The organism is Streptomyces sp. NBC_01622, assembly GCF_045209635.1.
Lineage (GTDB): Bacteria > Actinomycetota > Actinomycetes > Streptomycetales > Streptomycetaceae > Streptomyces.
This window is the reverse complement of the sequence record NZ_CP109293.1, coordinates 1-17,736: the sequence shown is the minus strand read 5'-3', so window position 1 is coordinate 17,736 and position 17,736 is coordinate 1. Positions and strand designations below refer to the sequence as shown.

At 71.6% G+C, this 17,736-nt stretch carries 18 protein-coding genes and 1 tRNA gene; 12 read left to right on the top strand and 7 right to left on the bottom strand.

Annotated features, from left to right (window positions below; all coding sequences use genetic code 11):
• The first annotated feature begins 97 nt into the window (after window positions 1-97).
• The 3 genes from OH768_RS00095 (at window position 98) to OH768_RS00085 (ending at window position 2,068) form a co-directional block, all read left to right on the top strand.
• Window positions 98-508 (top strand): hypothetical protein, encoded by a 411-nt coding sequence (locus OH768_RS00095; protein ID WP_406448703.1) that lies wholly within the window; start codon window positions 98-100, stop codon window positions 506-508.
• Window positions 505-972, top strand: a complete 468-nt coding sequence (locus OH768_RS00090; RefSeq protein ID WP_406448701.1) for a GntR family transcriptional regulator — start codon at window positions 505-507, stop codon at window positions 970-972. Before OH768_RS00095 ends, OH768_RS00090 begins: the two co-directional genes overlap by 4 nt.
• A 304-nt stretch (window positions 973-1,276) precedes the next feature.
• Window positions 1,277-2,068, top strand: a complete 792-nt coding sequence (locus tag OH768_RS00085; RefSeq protein WP_406448699.1) for a DUF5677 domain-containing protein — start codon at window positions 1,277-1,279, stop codon at window positions 2,066-2,068.
• Here the strand turns inward: OH768_RS00085 and OH768_RS00080 are convergent.
• The gene (locus OH768_RS00080; RefSeq protein ID WP_406448697.1) at window positions 2,061-2,216 is read right to left on the bottom strand and encodes a hypothetical protein; all 156 of its coding nucleotides are present in this window, start codon (window positions 2,214-2,216) and stop codon (window positions 2,061-2,063) included. The genes OH768_RS00085 and OH768_RS00080 overlap by 8 nt on opposite strands.
• Before the next feature lie 549 nt (window positions 2,217-2,765).
• Between OH768_RS00080 and OH768_RS00075 the strand changes: the two genes are divergently transcribed.
• The 3 genes from OH768_RS00075 to OH768_RS00065 all read left to right on the top strand — a co-directional run bounded on the left by OH768_RS00075 (window position 2,766) and on the right by OH768_RS00065 (window position 5,113).
• Window positions 2,766-3,086, top strand: coding sequence for a hypothetical protein (locus OH768_RS00075; RefSeq protein WP_406448695.1), 321 nt, complete (start codon window positions 2,766-2,768; stop codon window positions 3,084-3,086).
• Between the two features lie 7 nt (window positions 3,087-3,093).
• Window positions 3,094-3,927 carry a helix-turn-helix domain-containing protein gene (locus OH768_RS00070; RefSeq protein WP_406448693.1) on the top strand — a complete coding sequence of 278 codons (834 nt, stop codon included), beginning with the start codon at window positions 3,094-3,096 and terminating at the stop codon, window positions 3,925-3,927.
• Window positions 3,928-4,201: 274 nt separating this feature from the next.
• Window positions 4,202-5,113: a hypothetical protein gene (locus OH768_RS00065; RefSeq protein WP_406448691.1), complete on the top strand. Its 912-nt coding sequence runs from the start codon at window positions 4,202-4,204 to the stop codon at window positions 5,111-5,113.
• A gap of 101 nt (window positions 5,114-5,214) precedes the next feature.
• Here the strand turns inward: OH768_RS00065 and OH768_RS00060 are convergent, their stop codons facing one another.
• From OH768_RS00060 to OH768_RS00050, 3 genes are all read right to left on the bottom strand, one after another.
• Window positions 5,215-5,715 (bottom strand): DUF6624 domain-containing protein, encoded by a 501-nt coding sequence (locus tag OH768_RS00060; RefSeq protein WP_406448689.1) that lies wholly within the window; start codon window positions 5,713-5,715, stop codon window positions 5,215-5,217.
• A gap of 66 nt (window positions 5,716-5,781) precedes the next feature.
• The gene (locus OH768_RS00055) at window positions 5,782-6,150 is read right to left on the bottom strand and encodes a WhiB family transcriptional regulator (protein WP_406448687.1); all 369 of its coding nucleotides are present in this window, start codon (window positions 6,148-6,150) and stop codon (window positions 5,782-5,784) included.
• Window positions 6,151-6,901: 751 nt separating this feature from the next.
• Complete coding sequence (locus tag OH768_RS00050; RefSeq protein WP_406448685.1) at window positions 6,902-8,179, bottom strand: hypothetical protein; 1,278 nt, start codon at window positions 8,177-8,179, stop codon at window positions 6,902-6,904.
• A 126-nt stretch (window positions 8,180-8,305) separates the two neighbouring features.
• Between OH768_RS00050 and OH768_RS00045 the strand changes: the two genes are divergently transcribed.
• From OH768_RS00045 to OH768_RS00035, 3 genes are all read left to right on the top strand, one after another.
• Window positions 8,306-8,599, top strand: coding sequence for a hypothetical protein (locus tag OH768_RS00045; RefSeq protein WP_406448683.1), 294 nt, complete (start codon window positions 8,306-8,308; stop codon window positions 8,597-8,599).
• Between the two features lie 196 nt (window positions 8,600-8,795).
• Window positions 8,796-9,068: a hypothetical protein gene (locus tag OH768_RS00040; RefSeq protein WP_406448681.1), complete on the top strand. Its 273-nt coding sequence runs from the start codon at window positions 8,796-8,798 to the stop codon at window positions 9,066-9,068.
• Window positions 9,065-9,364 carry a hypothetical protein gene (locus OH768_RS00035; protein WP_406448679.1) on the top strand — a complete coding sequence of 100 codons (300 nt, stop codon included), beginning with the start codon at window positions 9,065-9,067 and terminating at the stop codon, window positions 9,362-9,364. The genes OH768_RS00040 and OH768_RS00035 overlap by 4 nt, the downstream gene beginning before the upstream one ends.
• A gap of 131 nt (window positions 9,365-9,495) precedes the next feature.
• Here the strand turns inward: OH768_RS00035 and OH768_RS00030 are convergent.
• Together OH768_RS00030 and OH768_RS00025 are read right to left on the bottom strand one after the other, a co-directional pair.
• Window positions 9,496-9,572: transfer RNA gene (locus OH768_RS00030), tRNA-Met, on the bottom strand.
• 328 nt (window positions 9,573-9,900) lie between these two features.
• Window positions 9,901-10,623, bottom strand: a complete 723-nt coding sequence (locus tag OH768_RS00025; RefSeq protein ID WP_406448677.1) for a hypothetical protein — start codon at window positions 10,621-10,623, stop codon at window positions 9,901-9,903.
• A gap of 272 nt (window positions 10,624-10,895) precedes the next feature.
• On the opposite strand from OH768_RS00025, the gene OH768_RS00020 reads away from it, so the two are divergent.
• The 3 genes from OH768_RS00020 to OH768_RS00010 all read left to right on the top strand — a co-directional run bounded on the left by OH768_RS00020 (window position 10,896) and on the right by OH768_RS00010 (window position 16,811).
• Window positions 10,896-12,533: a hypothetical protein gene (locus OH768_RS00020; RefSeq protein ID WP_406448675.1), complete on the top strand. Its 1,638-nt coding sequence runs from the start codon at window positions 10,896-10,898 to the stop codon at window positions 12,531-12,533.
• A 119-nt stretch (window positions 12,534-12,652) separates the two neighbouring features.
• Window positions 12,653-12,943, top strand: a complete 291-nt coding sequence (locus tag OH768_RS00015; RefSeq protein WP_406448673.1) for a hypothetical protein — start codon at window positions 12,653-12,655, stop codon at window positions 12,941-12,943.
• Between the two features lie 559 nt (window positions 12,944-13,502).
• On the top strand, window positions 13,503-16,811 hold the full coding sequence (locus OH768_RS00010; RefSeq protein ID WP_406448671.1) for a hypothetical protein: 3,309 nt from the start codon (window positions 13,503-13,505) through the stop codon (window positions 16,809-16,811).
• 112 nt (window positions 16,812-16,923) lie between these two features.
• Here OH768_RS00010 and OH768_RS00005 read toward each other — a convergent pair whose 3' ends face one another.
• Window positions 16,924-17,052 (bottom strand): hypothetical protein, encoded by a 129-nt coding sequence (locus OH768_RS00005; RefSeq protein WP_406448669.1) that lies wholly within the window; start codon window positions 17,050-17,052, stop codon window positions 16,924-16,926.
• Window positions 17,053-17,736: the final 684 nt, after the last annotated feature.

The following is a 17,736-nucleotide window of genomic DNA, read 5'->3' as shown; positions in this document are numbered from 1 at the left end:
CTCCGGGCGGGGACGAAGGCGAGGGTCGGGCGGCAGCGCGGGATCGGCAACCTCACAGCATCTTGCGATTATCGTAAAGATTTACGATAATCGAAAAATGCTGCTGATTGATGAACTCGCCGCCCTGCTCTGCCCGTTGCCCGAACCGGGGAGTGTGACTCCGGAGGATGCCTTCCCCGACGCCTACGAGGAGGCCGAGCGCGAGCGCTCGGAGTACGCCTCCAACCTGGAGGCCGCCGCCCTGGGCCTCGATGCCGATCCCCTGATCCTGGCTCTGGAGGAGGCCCGGGCGCAGAGGGAGGCGGCCGACCGCCGCGTCCGCCTGATCCTGGCCTACGCCCGGGAGTTCCACGCCTCGGGCCGCTACCCCCTGCGCGAACTCGCCCCGGCCTCCGGCTACAAGCCCTCGGGTGCGACCACCGCCTACGGCGCCGAGCAGATCGAGCTGGTTCAGAGCCGGATCCACCGCGCACCCCGGCGTTCCGTCCCGGGCGCGGGCCCGTCGTGAGCAACGGCGCGGCAGCGCCCGGCAGTCCGCGCGCAGGGGCCCGCAGGACCGCGGCGCGGCGTCTGCCGCAGTCCTCGGACCGGCCTCCCTACCGTCTCCTGGCCGACGACCTGCGGCGCCAGATCCTCGTCGGGCGCCTGGGCCCCGGTGACCAGGTGCCGCCCTCTCGTGTCCTGGGAGAGGAGTACGGCATCGCCGACATGACCGCCCGGTCCGCCGTGCGGGTCCTGCGCGACGAAGGCCTCGTCTACACCGAGCCCGGCCGGGGAACCTTCGTCGCCAGCCCCCTCCCCGCCCCCGCCGGCTCCGTCTCCGCGGCCGCCTCCCGGACACACATGCCCACGGACGAATACACCGAACTCGCGCGCCGCGTCGACGAACTCGCCGACGTCCTGGACACCCTGCTGCGCCTCTTCGGACAGGCCGGCAGCCTCCGCCGGCGGACGGCCGCGCCCGTGACGTGACGGGCGGCGAGAACGCCGTGCCCGGCTCGGTCCCGGTCATGCGGCAGGTCCGTCGGCCCGCGCCGCACCCAGGCAGCATCCGGGTCCGGCGTACGCGGGCGGCACAGCGCTGCCAGGCCGCGCGGGCGTGGCCCGTCCGTGCACCAGCTCCCGCCGTGCACCTCGCAGTGAACGGGGCTGTCAGCATCCCCGGCGCTGATCGCATCCAGGGACACGGTCCCGCCCCCACCACGTGCCCCGGCTTTCCGGGCCTGCCCGCAAACCGCTCGTATCACTCCGCCCCGAACCCCTACAGTCCCTGGGCATGACGAACCTGACGAACGATCAGAAGTCCGCCGACCTCGCCCGGTCGACGGCCGCCGACCTCCTCGAGGCCGCCGACGCGGCCATCGTCCACGGCGTGAGCGTTCCCGTGGACAAGGAGCGGGTCTTCGGCCCGGTCTACAGCTGGTGGCGTCTGGTCTGCCGCACCTCCGAAGCCGTCCTGCTGCTCACCGAGCGCGGTTTCACCCTGGAGGCGGCCCCGATAGTCCGCAACATCCTCAACCACGCGTACGCCATCAACTGGCTCGTCGACAACGGCGATCTGGCCGTCGACGCCCTGGTCGCCCGCGGTGACGACGAGCGCGAGAAGCTGTGCAAGAAGCTGGAGGAGACCGGCTGGTCCAACGCGGCCGAGTTCCGTGCCGTGATCGACCAGGCCACCGCCCAGCAGGTGCCGGCCGTCCGTACCCCGGCCGAACAGACCCTGTTCAACAAGCTCAAGCACGAGCTCGGCAACTTCTACGACATGCTCGACCGCTACGACGTCGGCGACATCTACCCGGTCTACTCGCACCTCTCCTCGCTCTCGCACACCACCATCGCCACCGCGAGCGCGTACGTGGAGCAGATGAGCGACGGCTCCCTGCAGATCCGGCCGGAGGCCGCCGATCTCGGCCACGCCGACATCATCCAACTGGCCCTGGCGCTCCTGCAGACCGCCACCGTGGTGAGCCCCCTGATCGACGGCGACCCCCTGCGCGCCAGCATCGACCAGGCCACTGCGGACCTCGGTCTGGAGAACACCCAGCTCCTGCCCGTCCGCGTCAAGTAACGGTCCCGGGGCCGGGCCGTTCAGGGCGCCCCGGCCCGACCTGCCCGCCGGTGAGCGCGGGAGCATGCGGACCCTGCGCGGCGACCGAGGCCACCGACCGGCCGTCGCCGCTGCCGCCCTGGTCGTCCTTCAAGATGACGTAGAGCACGCCGACCGCGGTACCCGCCTCCGAGGTTCCTCAGCCGCGAAGAGCAGCAACTCCTCCATGTAGGTGCGGCGCTGACCGTGGGTCTGCGGGCTGCGGAAGCCGGCCACCCACTGGGCGACAGCTCTTCGGGCACCGTCGTCTCCTCGCTGTGGGTTCGCCGGCCGACCCGACGGCCGCGAGGTGTTCTCGTTCGGCTCGGGCCGCCGTCCCGGAACGGCGCAGGGTTGGGATGCCGGCTGCGGATTTTGCAGGCCTGAGGGGGCGGGCGGAGCGTGCATCGGGCATGTCTGCCAGCGTGAACCGGCTCCCGCACCTGCCCGGCACGAGACCGTGGTCCCCGCATCGCGGCGTCCGAACGACTGGGATGCACACTGCGGAATCGGCTCCAACGGCCCGTTTTCGGTACGGGACTTGACCCGAGGGCTGCGACGATGACGACACGCGCCGGACGTATGCGGGTGACTCGCCCCGCAGCTCCGGCACCGCTTCCCATCACCTCCTCGGGCTCCGCTGCCGGAGCCCCCTTGTCACACCCAGGAGCCAGTTGTGATGTCCCCCGAGGACAGCCCGGTGCCCCCCTCCCTGCGCGCGGTCGCCGCCCGGGCCGTCGACGTGCCCGCGGCTGTACCGGTGTCCTCGCCCAGGAACGGCGGGGAGAGCAAGCGGCTCAACGCGGCCGAGGCGGCGCTGATGAGCGTCGTCTTTGGCGTGGCGGCGCTCTTGTACCTCACCGGGTCGACGCTCGGTGAGGTGGTGCAGATGGTCGCTGCCGTGGGCGGACTGGGTGCGGTGATCGTGGCGTCGGCGACGGGCCGGATCCGTCCACTCGTGTGGATCGGGAAGCTCGGCAAACTCGCTGGGGAGGAGTGAGCGCCCCGTGGGACGCACAGAGAACCCGGTCGTCCGGGAGGTGCTCGCCGTCGGCCGGCTTGCCGACTTCCAGCGGGCCTGGCGCGCGGCGGCGGGCCTGACGTACGAGGACCTCGCGCACGACACCGGCTGGTCCGCCGCCACCCTGCGCAACGCCGCCTCCGGCCGCCGCCCGCCACGCCGGGACGTCGTGCGGGACGCCGTCACCCACTGCGGCGGACCCGAGCAGGAGACCATCGACCTGTGGAGGCAGGCCCGTTACCATCAGCGGCTGGCCGACCGTCCCCGCCCCCAGGCTCCCGCCGCGCATCTGGTGCGTACCGTCGTTGACCTGGCCGCGCTCGCCGAGGAACTGTACGAGAGGAACGGCGCTCCGTCGATGAGCGAGGTGGAGGACCGTACGGACGGCCGGCTCGGGCACTCCACGGCGCACCGCCTCGTCACCAAGAGGACGATCCCCGCCGACCGGGAACAGTTCGCCGCCTTCCTCGACGCTGTCGAAGTCCACAAACCCCTGCGGTCCCAGTGCCTACAGGCCTGGGACCGGGTGATCACCCTGAACGGCCCCGCACGTATCCAGCGCAAGGTGCCTCACCTATGGCGACTGCGCCAGAAGCTGGACTCGATCCGCACCGTGGATGACCTGGTCGCCGCGCTGGACGGCCTGCGCACAGCTGCCGGTTCCCCGACCGACGAGCAGATCGCCGCCCGGACGACCCGTCAGGGCCCCGCCCTGTGGGCCCCGGGGACCGTCGTCAAGCACATCATGGCCGGACAGCGGTCGATCGACCTCTTCTTCGGCAGCATCCTCGACGCGCTCGGCGTGCCGTCGGACGAGTAGATCCTGTGGCGGCAGGTACGGGAGAGGGTGCTGAGCGAGGACAGAGCGCGGCGTGAGCCGCCCCTACCCGTCCGCCCGTCCGACGATCCCGTCGAGCTCCTGGGATGAGTCCGCCGTGCCGACGGACGATGCCCGGCAGCCGGTGGAAGCGGGGGATGCGGAACTGTCCCTGCCCAGTGGTGACGTGGGAGGCCGGCACCCGCACCGGCCTGAGGCCATAGCGGTGTCAACGCGGTCTGTTGCAGGGCGGGTTGGGATCTTTACGCTCAGCTCCATGTCGAAGCAGAAGCGAGGCCGTAAGCACCGGACGCCACAGACACGGGCCCCGCGCCAGCCCCAGGTGCCCCGTCCGCGCACCCCGGCCCCGGTTCTGCCGGGCGGCGGACTTCTTCTGCGCGGCAGCCTGGACCAGACCGCGACGCTCCTGGAGCACGCGAAGCCGGACCAGCTGGTGGAACTGGTACTGCCGCACCTGTGGGCCGCTCTCGCGGACGGCCGTGTCCCGGCGAACGTGTGCGTGGACGCCTGCCTGACACTGCGCAACGCCTACGGCCAGCTCGGGGTGAGGGCCGAGCTGCTGCCGGTCGACCTGGCGGTGCAGTACAAGGACGGCGGCGGCACCCGCTACGGCTCACTCACGCCCAGCTGGACGGGGACCGTATGGAACGGGCACTGCGTGCTGGTGCTGCCGGACTCCGAGCGGTTCGTGGACGCCACCGTGGAGCAGTTCGACGAGATCCGTGAGATCGGCGCCGGACCGATGATCGGCAGGGTTGCCCTGTCCACCCACGACGACGGCTCGATGATGCAACCCGGAGCCCAGGTGATGCTCCAGCGCGGCGACCTGGTGCTCACCTACACCGTCGCCGGGCCGGAGGCGCTGGCCTCCATCGTGGAGCACCCGGAGATGGCGGCCCACGCCGACGACCACCACCGCACCGGCGTGAACGTCGCCTCCTTCGCCCTGGCCGCCCTGCGCGGCGAGGGCGTGCGCGGCCGGGCTATGCAGGCACCGCACCCGAGACTGCGGGCCCTGCTGAGGGCGGTCGCCGACGCCCCGTACGAGGCCGGCGAGAGTGGCGACGTGAGGTTCCGCCTGGCCGATCGGACCGGCCGGGAGCAGTGGCTGCGGCTGGACGAGATCCCGCTGCCGCCTTCCGTCCCTGCCGCCTGGCCCCGTCCGTAGAACAGGTTTCACGTCTCAAACGTCGGCCGGGTGCGGGGACTTCCCGGCCTGCGGGGCAGCGGGGTCGGCGACCGGCCGAGCTCACTCGACTCGTGCGTTCCTCATTCTTCCAACCCGTGCATGCGTCGGTCGTACGCCGCAGCCGGTTCCAGCCCCACCGCGGCGCGGCGTTCGTCGAGCTGGTCAGGGTCGGCAACGGGCTGCGGGCGCAGGTTCGAGCCGTCTCCGTCGTCCGTGTACTGCGTTCCGTACACCTGGGGTTCGCCGGCCGCGACCAGAACCCGGTCGGTGAGGTAGGCCAGGTGGCGTGGAGGGGCGTCTCCGGCCGCGACTGCAGCTTTCAGGAGTTCGAGCGCCTGGTGCTGGAAGGCGGGGGCGAGATCGGCGTGCTGGGCCAGAAGCCATGCCTCATCGGCTCCCTGTTCGCCGGCCAACGCCACGCCTGGCCAGCCGTGTTCGGCGATGACCTGCTGGAGCCAGGCCGTGTTGTCGGCGTCGATCCGGCGCATCTCGCGCCCGTCATGGGTTCCGGCCGGGAGGCGGCGCGCCGCCTGGTCTTCTTCGGCACGGCGGTGGAGTTCGGCGGCAAGGGCGTGGTTCAACGTGAGCTGATTCTCCTCGTCGACGCCGGAGCGGAGGTGATGAAGCGGCGGCCAGCCGGGCCGTACTCAGCCGGCCGAGGCACGGCGCTCGTCACCTTCGGGGGATTCCTGCCGGTTGTGCTGCGTGCGGGCAGCCTCAAGCAGACATCGCCAGGACGTCACTGTGGGCCGCCGCCGCAGCAGTGCGCGCCTTTCTTTTTCAGACATACCGCCCCAAATTCCATGCTCAATACGGTGGTCGAGAGCGTAGGCGAGGCACTCCGTACGCACCGGACAGCCGGTGCACACAGCCTTCGCCCGGTTCTGCGCGGCGCCTTCGACGAACAGTTCCTCGGGGTCGGCGGTTCGGCAGATCGCCCTCGCGCCCCACGACTCCCCATCACCCACGATCACCCGATGCCGTCCTCTCCCCGATCCGGACCGCCACCGTCCCATCCGAGGATGCGACGGTGGGGAGACGGTACGACAAACGCACCGGGCATGAGACACCGTCAAGGCGCGGCAATCCCTACGGGTGAAGGCGGCCTTGACGGCGGCACGACAAATCCTCAACCTCCCGTCCAGGCACAGCCGTTGCCGGCATTGGGACGGTGGTCAGTTGCCCCAGCAACTCCCGTACGAAGTCGTGCCGTTGGATCCATCCGTAGGGCCGCGGCCCGTACTGCTCGACGGTCATGCCAGCGTCACCCCCGCGAGTTCCCCGGCCGGGCCCGTGGCGGGGTCCCAACCGCCTTGTGCCATCGGGGAGGTTGGGGGCACGGCTACTCGTGGGGCGGGGGCGGGACATCGAGCTGGAGGGAGGCATGCCGGCCCCGGCTGTCCTGGAAGAGGGCGCGGATAGCGAGGGCCCAGTCCGGGAGCTCGATGAGCTGGTCGGCCGCTGGGGCGTCGTGGGCGGCGGAACCCGGTCGCGGCGCGGATGCGCGGTCGCCGGGTGTCCAGTAGTAGGAGAAGGAGAGGTCCGGGTCGTCCGTGCCGCCGGCGAGCAGGTACCGGCCTCCCGCCTGGCCGGCGGACGGGGCGATCGGGATCTGCGGCGGCCAGGGGTCAGGGGTGGGCCTGTCCGTCGAGCGGGCCGCCGTGGTAGCGCAGTTCGGTCTCCGGCGTGCGCATCCGGGAGGCGCGCGCGAGGTCGTCGAAGAAGGTCATGCAGCACATCCCGGCCCGGTCCGGAGGTCGTTGCTGGTCATCGGTTGCGGGTTCCTTCCTGGTCCGGCTGCAGGGTGGGCTCCATCATGTGGCCGGCGCCGTGTGGACGGTCGCAGGCCTCGACGGCGACGTCGTCGTCCACCCCGTCCACCCCGTCGGCCTGTTGTGCGGTGCGGCGGGTGCGGGAGCGGTCGGTGAGCTGGTGGATGCGGCCGGTCCAGGCCTCCATGTAGGCCTCGGCTGAGCTGTGTTCGTCGTCGGGCAGCCACAGCAGCCCGCGCTCGGTGTCGGCCTGCTGGGTGAGCAGCGTCTCGAAGTGGGCGGCGAGCGCGCCCATGTGGGGTATCAGGCACATGACGAGGGCCTGGGGGATGCCGGTCGGGTTGATCATGAGGGGGACGAGCTGGGCGACGATCACGGCGAAGCCGGAGGCGTCGAGCTGCTCGCGCAGGTGGGCGAGGCCGGGGGTGTCGGGCATCAGCAGCCCGTGCATCACGTAGAGGGCGCCGATCCCGGCGAGCATCTGCGCCGTACGGCGGGCGGCGGCCACCTCCTCTTCTCCGGCCGCCCGCAGGAGGGCGAGCGGGTCGAGCGTCCCGGCCCGGACCCAGTCCTCCAGGGTTCCCGCCTCCTCGGCCCGCCGCGCCTCCGCGGCGACGGGCGCCCAGTCGAGGCCGGGCATCAGGGCGGCGAGCGCGTCGACGAAGGCCTCGCCGCCGACCTCGGCGGCGCCCATGCCGGCGGCCGCGATCAGACGGACCGCGCCGCGCCGCAGCCGGCGGTCGGGGCCGCGCGCCAACTCGGCGTCCGGGTCCTCGACCACCCGCAGCAGCTCGTCCGGGTGCGGGAGAAGGCCCGCATCACGCCCGAACAGGCGGGTGACGTGGGCGTAGAAGGCGTCCTGCTCCTCCTCGCCGGCGACGGCCGCGGCTCGCCCGGCGGCGGCCAGGCGCTGCGCCCGGGAGCGCCCCGCGGCCCACACCAGGGCCTCGTGCACGGCCGGCCACGGAGGCTCCGGCACCGCCGACTCCCCGGGCACCACCGGCCGTCCGGCCTCGGCGTACCAGGCGATCACCGTCCAGCGCAGGTCCCGCCCCGGCCGCGCGTGCTCGGCGATCGCCGCGGCCACCGTGACGGTCTCCTCGGCGAGCACGGACACCGAGCCGCGCCCGCGCCCCAGCCACGCCCGAGCGTGCCCGGACAGCAGCCCGGCCCCGCGCCACCGCTCCAGCTGCGCCGCCGACACGTACAGGCCGAGCGCCGCCAGGTGCTCGATCAGCTGCTGGTCCGCCGGGCTCGGCTCTCCTCTGGGCACCGCCGCAGTTTAGAACCCCGCGAGGTACCCGGAAAACGTGCGCCGCGCACCCGCTGAACTGGGCAGACAACCAGGCTCCGGCAGGGGCCCGGGGTATCGCCGCACGCCGCGAAGGAGCCGCTCCCCATGCCCGCCCGTCCCCGCCCCGCCCGCCGGCATCCCGCCCGCCAGCGTCCCGCCCGTACGGCCACCACCGTGCTCCTCCTCGCCCCGGCCGGCCGCACCGCCCTCGCCTACGTCGGCGCCGCGCTCCTGCTCCTACTGGCCCTCACCGCCGCCCTCGCCCTCGGTGCCGCCTACGCCCCGCGCCCCGCCCACCGCACCGCCGCCCGCCACACCCTCCACCTCCTCCTGCGCCTCGCCCCCTGGTACCCCGACTCCGACGGAGAGCGGACGGGGGAGGGGCGGGGTGAGACCTGAGGACCCCACCTCGATCAGTCATGCGCGTGACCGGCACCGGCTGGTCGGTCCCGGGGCCGAATCCCGTGGCACGGGACGCTGAGAGCGGTACGGACCGCCGGGCGGGAGGACTCCCCTCACGCAGAGATCAGCAGCGTGCCCACACGGCAGGCTGGCGGGCACCAACACCGCTGCCGCACCGAGGGGAGAGACCGCCATGTCACGCCTGTTTGACCGCCGACTACTCCAGCCGGGCCCGCCTTCGCTCTACGACATCCTGCAGACCGCCGTATACACCGACACCGCCCGCCCGGACGCGCCCCGGCTGCGCCGACTCCTGAGCAGCCCTGCGACCGTACGAGGGGCGCGGCAAGTCCGTCCTGGCGGCGTCGGCCGGTACGGACGCACCCCGGTGATCTCCCACTGCAAGATCTCGGCGACCGTCCCGGGCCTTGCCAGAGCCGCCGGTGACCGAGGCCGGTGCCTGTGAGCAGGGAGCGGTACGAGAAGGCGACGGCGTACGTCGCCCTGCAGGACGACGGGCGCTGGCTGATGGCCGTAGCGCCCGGTGGGCTGCACGAGGACGGCGGGGACCCGTGGATGGATGAGCCGACGGTGTTTCTCGACGCGGGCCTGCTGACCAGCTCCGGCCGCCGCCGGGCGCTCGCCGAGCTCGGCTACGAGGAAGCCGACCGCGGCGGAGCGTGGGAGCGGAGCGAGGGACTGTGGGAGTTCGATGAGATTCCCCTGCTGTGCACGGCTGCCGTACGCCCGCTCCCGCGCTGACCAGCCCGCCGTTCCACCGGCTCGGCATCGTGCAGTACCACGGGTCGTGCACGGCATCTCGCGTCCGGATGTCCGGGACCGCACACGACTCCGGCCCCCTCCGATCTGGGATATCGGAGGGGGCCGGACGGTGGTAGCGGGGGAGGGATTTGAACCCACGACCTCTGGGTTATGAGCCCAGCGAGCTACCGAGCTGCTCCACCCCGCGTCGGTATCCCTCACACTACGTCATCAGGACGCGGCAGACCGGGATTTACCTCCGACAGCCTCGTACAGCGCCGAGTCGGCCCGGGCACGATCACCTGCGGCGCCGCCCGCGAGTTCACCAACCGGCTCGGCTGTGCGAACTCGTCGAGCACGACGGCGGCATGCTCACCGCGGCCGCCCGCGCCCGCATGCTCGCCTACCTCAACGCCCTTCTCACACCGGCCGGTTGATACCCGGCATTCAACATCCGCCCAGCAAGGCAGTGTTGGGGCACGACGCCGACCCGACCCGGGGCAGCCTGTACGTTCCCGGGTTCGGGCCGAGGCCACTCAGAACGGGGGATCGTCTGTGCAGCCGCCCGCCCAGCGTTCTGCTCGCTGCCGGGCCCAGTGTTCCCGGACCGCGACGTCGTCTGCGTTTTCCAGGCCGCTGACGTCGTGCCCCCACTCCGCCAACGCCTCCAGCGCCCGGTCGCGTCGGTGGCGGTGGGTGCTGGAGGCCAGCAAAGAGCGGGCGTGGTCGGCCAGTTCACCCCGGTGCCCGGTGAGGAGCGGATGCCGGGTCAGAGGGATGGCGGCGATGAGAGCAGCATGGCGTACCTCTTCGTGATCGTCCCCGAGGAGTGGGTGCACGGCGCGGTAGAACACGGGACGCAACTCGCAAAAGGCCCGCAGACCCGGGGCATCGCCGAAAAACGCGCTGTCCGGGGTCCGTCCGCCGCAGGCGACGCACGCGTCGTCGGCGTCGTAAGCGGTGCTGCCCAGCCAGTCCAGCAGGGCCGCGCGGGTGGGGTAGCCCACGACCCTGCCGACGACGCGCGCGGCCTCGCCCGCGGTGGTGGCCGGGTGGGTGAGGATCGCGGCCACGAACAGCGCCACGGGCACGGTCGCCTCGTAGATGGTGTTCTGGTGGGTTACCGCCCCGAGCGACTCACCGACCGCCGACGCCCTCACCTCCGGGTTGGGGTCAAGGAGCCGTGCCAGCGCCGACGGCAGGATTTCTCCGGTCCCGGTCGGCATCTCAAGAAACGCCCAGTCCGTTCCGGTCAGCACCGTATGAGGATCGGGGAGTCCAGCGGCATGCGGTTCGCCGGCACGGTCATGACTGTGGATCACCTGCCCAGGCTATCCACGCACCGGCCGGCGAAGGGTTCGCAGCCGTCCCGGCCCGCAGCCGGGCGGGCAGCCGACCTCGGCGCGCATCGCGCCGGAGACCTGCTGACGGTAGAGGAGGCGGCCTCAGGAACACACGGCAGCGGCCAACGGAGAGGTCAGGATGCCGAGTTCACGCGACGAGCGTGCGGGGATGGGCCGATACTGGCCCCATGTCTGGCCGTACGGAGACCAACGTCCGCCTGCCGTGGTGTGCGGTGGAGGCCCTGGCCGCAGTCGGTACCCGCAGAGGGACGTCGCAGGACGCGACACTGCGCCAACTGCTGGGCGAACACGTGGAGTTCCAGGAGGACCGGGACCCCGACGACCGGCTGACGCACATCTCTACGGTGCTGCGCTACCCCCCGCCGCCCAGGTCACGACACGAGCCGCGCCCGGACCGGCCGGTCCGGCTGCGCGCGGAGCGTGACCTGCTGGAGCGGGCCCGCGCCGTCTCCCTGAGCCTGCCCGGCCAGCACCGGCGCAGCCACCGCGACTACCAGGCCCGGGTGCTCACCGACGCGGTGATGACCGCCATCGCCGCAGTCGAGCCGTTCACCGACGAGGCCCTGGAGGGGCTGCTGCCTCTCCTGAGGCACCGGGCAGCGCTGGGACTGTGGCGGCTGACGACGGCCGAGACCAGCACCGGCCCCGAGCGCGCACTGCTGGTCCCCGCCGAGACCATCCGCTCGGGCCTGGCCGACGAGATGGACGAGGCGGCCGAACGACAACTGCTCCTGGCAGCCGAGGCCCTGGAAGAGGAGGTGGGCTGGCACTCGCCGGCCCGCTTCGACAAGACCGCCGCCCTCGCCCGCCGCCTGCTCACCGGTCCTGACGCTGCGACGGGCGAGCAGCTGCTGTACGAACAGGGCCCGGCCTTCCAGGAGCAGTACCAGGACGCGCTCCAGGCCGCCGAACGGCCCCCGATGACACTGCACAACCAGTCCTACGACTGGACCGGACGCGGGGGAACGGCTGTATGGCGCGCCCACCGCACAGTCGCCGTCCAGGACTTCGAGGACTGGCTGACCTCTGCGAGGCCCGGCCCCGACGAGGACTCCGCGTCCTACGTGGTGAACCCGCCGGCCTGGATACTGCGCACTCCGCCGAATTGGCACGCCCACACCATCAGAGGCACGGACCTGACCGAGCCCTACACCCAGTGGGTCACCGACGGCCGGCTCCTGACCTTCCCCTACCAGGGCCGCCTGGCCCTGTGGCCGATGACGTCCGCGGGCTCCGGCTGGGAACCGGTGTCCGGCATCGAGCCGCTGGCGGCCGCGGCACGGGCCGCGAAACTGCGGTCCGAAGAGATCTCCGGGTTCATCGAGGCTGTCCTCATCGACTGGAGTCACGAGTACGGGGTGGACTCCTCGCTCCGCATCGTCCTGGACCTGCCCGCCGATCTGGCGCACCGCCTCGGCTTTCTGACCTCCGAGCAGCAGCACGCGGCCATGGCCGAAGCCCGCGCCGAGACCCTGCGGCGCATGGACGAGATCATCGAGGAACTCCACGACGACGGCCTCGATGAACTAGACCTCCAAGAGCTGCGGGAGGCACGCGACAACGCCCAGACGTTCCGTCGCCTGGCCACCCGACACAGCAAGTACACCGCCTCGAAGTTCCGCGTGCGACGTGCGACGTGGCAGTGGCCCGGCCCGTCGGTGGCCGAGGAACTCCTCACCAATCCGCGCACGGACCTCGTCCAGGCCCTGGCCGTCCAGGCCTACCGCAGCCGCACCCGGGTGCTTGAGGAGGCGGCGCACGAGGCCTGGCAGCAGGCGTTCGACCGGTACGCCCGCCGGATGTGACACCCACCGATACAAGTAGCTCTTCCCCCTCCGCTCAACTGGGTACGTGCCCGGCGAAAAGACACCCGGCCGCACGTCCCGCGCACCGCACGGTGCGCCCGTCGGAGGGGGAACTCCGTATGAACACCGCACCGCTCGTCTCGTCGGTCGCGGCCGGCCTGGGCGGCGTCACGTCGGCAATGGTCGGCACCCCGTGGTGGCTGACCGCAGGCCTCTTCGGCGCTCTCGCCCTCGGGCTGATCACCGTCGCTGTCCTGCAGACGCTCCTGCCGCAGGAGTCCGCGCACCGCCTGGCCTGGTGGCGCGACCGCCGCCGCCGCCACCAGCAGCTGCGCCGCCAGAGCCGCACTCTCCCAGTGCAGCGGGCACGGCCGGGCGCACGGACCGAGGACCAGAGCCACGACGAGTGACCGGCACGCCCGGGCAGGCCGAGCCGGGACGGTCCAACGACCGCCCCGGGCAACCGGCGGAAGGCGGGACATGCCGACCGGCGCCCCTCAGTCCGGGCAGAACTCAACCCCGTGAGGTACAGAAAACGCCGCATTGCCGCCGCCGATGGCCCGCCCGCACCGCCGCCGTTCCGCTCCTGGTCCCCGCCACCGTCGTCCGCACCGCCCTCGCCAGCGCCGCGCTTTTGCTGCTCCTGGCCCTCACCGGCGCCTACGCCCCGCGTCCCGCCCACCGCACCGTCGCCCGCTACACCCTTCGCTTCCTCCTGCGCCTCGTCCCCTGGTACCCCGACGCCCGCAGCGAGCGAGTTCAGGCCGGTGATGATGCCGCTGGTATCGGCGCTGTCGGAGTCGAATCGGGTGGTGGCGAAGGAGCCGACGGCGAATGCGCTTTGGGAGTTGTTGCGCTGAAGTTGTCGCGATCTGTCGTAAAGGGATCGTTTCGTGCAAAGTGTGAGTAACCAGGGCTTCGCACGCCCATACTCGGGTAGTGCTTCGGGGGCCGTTAGGACAGGCGGGTGTGCGTCGGCGTCTCGTCCGCATCGGCGTCTTCGCCGCTGTCGGGGCGGGGTCGACCGGCCTTGCGGTGTGGATGCTGGTCGGCGGCGCGTCCGATCATGTCGCCACGGTGGGCGGGCTGTTCATCGGTATCGCCGCTCTGATCCTGGCCCTCGTCGACTTCTTCCGTGAGGAGTCGCCTCGGCCCGATCCCGCCGTGTACGCCGACGACCTGGCCCGCACGGTCAGGGCGCAGTGGCTCGAAGAGGCGGAGGCCCGGCGCCTGCGCGATCCGAGGGTGCTGCCGATCGTCTGGGCGACGACCGGCCGGGAGGTTGCCGACGAGCCACGTGCACAGGCCGCCGGCGGGCGGGTGCTGCGGGTGCGGCTGGACGGCAGACTCGACGGGGACTTCGACCGCGCCATCGGCCGACTCGCCGACGGATACGGCCAGTTGGAACAGGGCCGGCTCGTTGTCATCGGGGAGCCGGGGGCGGGCAAGACGGTCCTCGCGATGCTGCTGGCCCTCGGACTGCTGGCCTCCCGAAATGCAGGTACGCGCGTCCCGGTCCTGCTCTCCATCTCGTCCTGGGACCCGCTGCGCGAGCGGCTCGACGACTGGATCGTCCGCACCCTCGCCGTCCCGTACTACGGCGGCGACCCGGAGATCCCGCGCCTCCTGCTCACCCACGGCCTGCTGCTCCCGGTGCTCGACGGCCTGGACGAGATCCCGGAGTCCGCCCGCCGGGGTGCGATCCGCGGCATCAACCAGGCGATCGGCACGGACCGCCCCCTCGTCGTGACCTGCCGTGCCGTGGAATACGAGGAACTGATCCGGGGCGGGGCCCCGCGGCTGAGGCGCGCGCCGGTGGTCGAAGTGCTGCCGGTGCCGCCCGCCGACGTCATCGGCTACCTCAGCGACCTGGACTGGCCGGACGGCGTCAGCTGGAACGGCGTCTTCGACCGGCTGCGCGCCCAACCCCCGGGGCCGGTGGCGGAGGCCCTGTCGACGCCGCTGATGGTGACGACGGCCCACCTCGTCTATCGGCGTGGAGGACGTGACCCTGCCGAACTGCTGGACGAGGAGCGGTTCGACTGCCGGTACGCGGTCGAGGACCATCTGACGCACCAGGTGGTCGAGGCGGCGTACGCGCCCGACCCATGGTTACCCGAGGGCGCGCAGGTCCGTGGCCGGTGGAATCCCGAACAGGCGCGGCGCTGGCTGACGTTCCTCGCCTGCTACCTGCACGAGCACCGGGAGCGCGATCTCGCGTGGTGGCTGCTCGGCGCGCGGCTGATACCGGCGTGGGCGGGCCCGGTCGTCGCGTTCGGCTCCGGACTCCTGCTCGCGTGCGTCGCCGTCGGCTGGGTCATGGTCATGGGCGGAGGCTCAGCCAGTACTGTCGGGGCCTGGGCGCTGTGGCCCGTGGTGCTGTTCGGTCTGACCGGTTCCATCGTCTGGTACGCGGCGGGCAGCCCGCTGCCGGGACGGCTGTCGTGGTCCCTGAACGGGTCCGGACCGAGATTGAGGCGCGGGTTCCGCCGCGGTGCCGCGCTCAGCGCCGTGTTCGTCGTCCCCGTCACCGGTGGAGCGACGCTGGTGACGGTGCTAGGTCAGACTCTCGGACCGGGGACACTGCAGGGCGCCGAGGCATTCGCCAAACTGCTCGCCGTATGTGCCGCGCTGAGTACCGTGACCGGGCTGGCGCTTGCCGCCCACGGCTGGCTCAACGCGCCGCCGTCCCGGGCCGCCCGGGTAAGTCCCGCCAACTCGGTTGCCCAGGACCGGCTTTCGGCCGTGGCCGGTGCGGTGCTGGCCGGTGCGGTTTTCGGCGTGCTGGCGATGTACGGACTGAGGGCGGGCCTGGTTGCGGGCGGCCTCTTCTTCCACTGGGCGAGCGGCTGGCCGGGCTGGCCGGGGGACGCCGACCTCGGGGACTACACGCGAGCGGCGTGGCACCGCACGGGCCACGACTTCGGCGTGGGCACCGCCGGGGCGGCGTTGTGGTTGCTGCTGCCGGGGACGCTGTTCGCGATGTTCGTCGTGCTCACCCGAGCCTGGCCGCGCTTCGTCGTGGCCCGCTGGTGGCTCGCCCTGCGGGGCCAGCTGCCGTGGCGACTGCTGGCCTTCCTGGCCGACGCCCGGCAGCGGGAGATCCTCCGTCAGTCCGGTGGCACCTATCAGTTCCGGCACATCCGGCTCCAGGAGGCCCTCGCCGGGCAGCAGACCCTTGACCGGTCTCCGCAGGCGCCACGGAGGACGGAGCCGGAGAGCGCGCGCCGACGGGTCGTGCTGGCAGCGGGACTGGCGGCCGCATGCGCCGGCACGGGGGTGGTGCTGACGCGTCACCGGGACGAGAGCAGGGCGGTGTTCGCGGATCCCGACGGTCAGTCCATGTCGGCCGTGGCGTTCCGGCCAGGCACGCACGAGCTGGTGTGGGCAGCGGGCGACGGCCGGACCTGGTGGGGCAACGCACTCTCGGGAGGGCGGTTCCTCGCCGACCCCCACCGCCTGATCCGTCCCGGCTGGAAGGAACCCCCCAACGTCCATTCCCTGGCATTCGACCCCACCGGCAGCAGGCTCCTGGCTGTCGGGTGCGGTAAAGCGGTGGAGCTCTGGGACATCCGGCGGCAACAGCCCCCGACCCTGCTCGGGCGCTGGCCGGTGGGAAGCGTCCGCCGCCTCGTCTTCCACCCATCGGGCGGCTACCTCGTCGGCGGCTACCAGGCCTCCAACTCCGACACGGACGGCTACTTCGTGGCCCGCGTCGGCGCCGACAGCCGCCTACACGGCCTGACCAGCCACGACGAGGTCCTGGAAGGGGCCTGTGCCCTGGCCATACTGCGGCAGGGGGAACTGGTGCTCGACGGCAACAACGTGGCCGCCGCCCTGCGCCCGCCGTACAAGAAGCACGGCCGCAAGCTCTTCGTCCCGGAACTGCTCGACAAGTACCACTACGACGGCTTACCCGTCGTACTCGCCAGCCCCCATGACGACTGCCTCTACGTGTCGGCTCCCCGCGGTGAACTCTGGCGGCCTAACCCCAACGGCGTCTGGCACCGGACCACCGGACGGCTGCCCGCCGCCTCCGCCGCGGCCTTCCACCCGAACCAACCCATCCTCGCCTGCGCCGGCGTCACGGTGAAGTACGAGGGGCTCCGCACCGACGGCACCGTCGAACTGTGGTCCACGAACGAGACCCTGTCCCGCATCAGAACCCTCTACGGGCACATGGACCGAGTTACCTCTATGAGCTTCAGCTCCGACGGCCAACTCCTCGCGACGGCGAGCACAGACGGCACGGTTCGCCTCTGGGACAGCGTCGGCTAACCTCGCGGCCACCAGCCCCCAACCACTCTCCGCAGTCGCCTCCGGGTGATTTCGTCCTACCGCTACCGACGCCTATTTCCCGCCTACACCGGCCGTTTGGCCCCGGGCGGCGTCACTCGCTGCGCCAGGACTCCAGTCGCTGTGCGACGGCGCGCAGATCGGCTTCCTGGGTACGGACTGCCTGGGCGAGTTCGTACAGATCGTCGTCCTTGGCCTGGAGGGGCTGGCCGGAGACGTGCATGTACTGGCTGGTGCAGGCCCAGCCGATGACCAGGTTGTAGTCGGTGAAGGGCCGCAGCAGTAGCGCGGTGTGCCAGGAAGGTCGCGGCCCGGGCGGCGGTCTCCTCGTAGTACAGGACGCTGCGCTCCCGCTCGAAGGTGTGCCGGTCCGCCATGAACGGGCGGTCGAGGAAGCTGCCCGGCGTCGTGGCCCGGTTCCCCGAGGGAAAGCGGTGAGCCCGATCATCCGTGTCGATGTCGGCTGGGTCCTGCAGATCCAGTCGACGATCTCCCCGCCGAACGTGCCCATCGCGGACTGGCGTGCCCAGGGAACGGGGGAGGGGCAGAACTCAAATATCCCAAGATTTTTTGACTAAGGAAGCACCCAATCCTCAAAGCTCTCAGAACGCGTGGCTGATCATTATCTTGATGAGTCACAGACCGCTGGCCGGAGAGCACACCTCTCACTCCTAGCTAGCCGGAGCCGGCCACGGAGTGGACGGATCTCTCAACTCATCTCAGGAGGAGTCGAGATGCACTGGACAATGCAGGCCAGTCGGGGAGGAGGCACGATCGCGGAGCGATCGGGACACCGCACCGACGGACCCGAACCCCACAAGATCCGCGGAGCGGATCTTCGGTCCCGGAGGGACTGAGCTGTCTTCGCTCCGCGAAGACAGCTTTCCGACGCGTAGCGTCGGCGCGT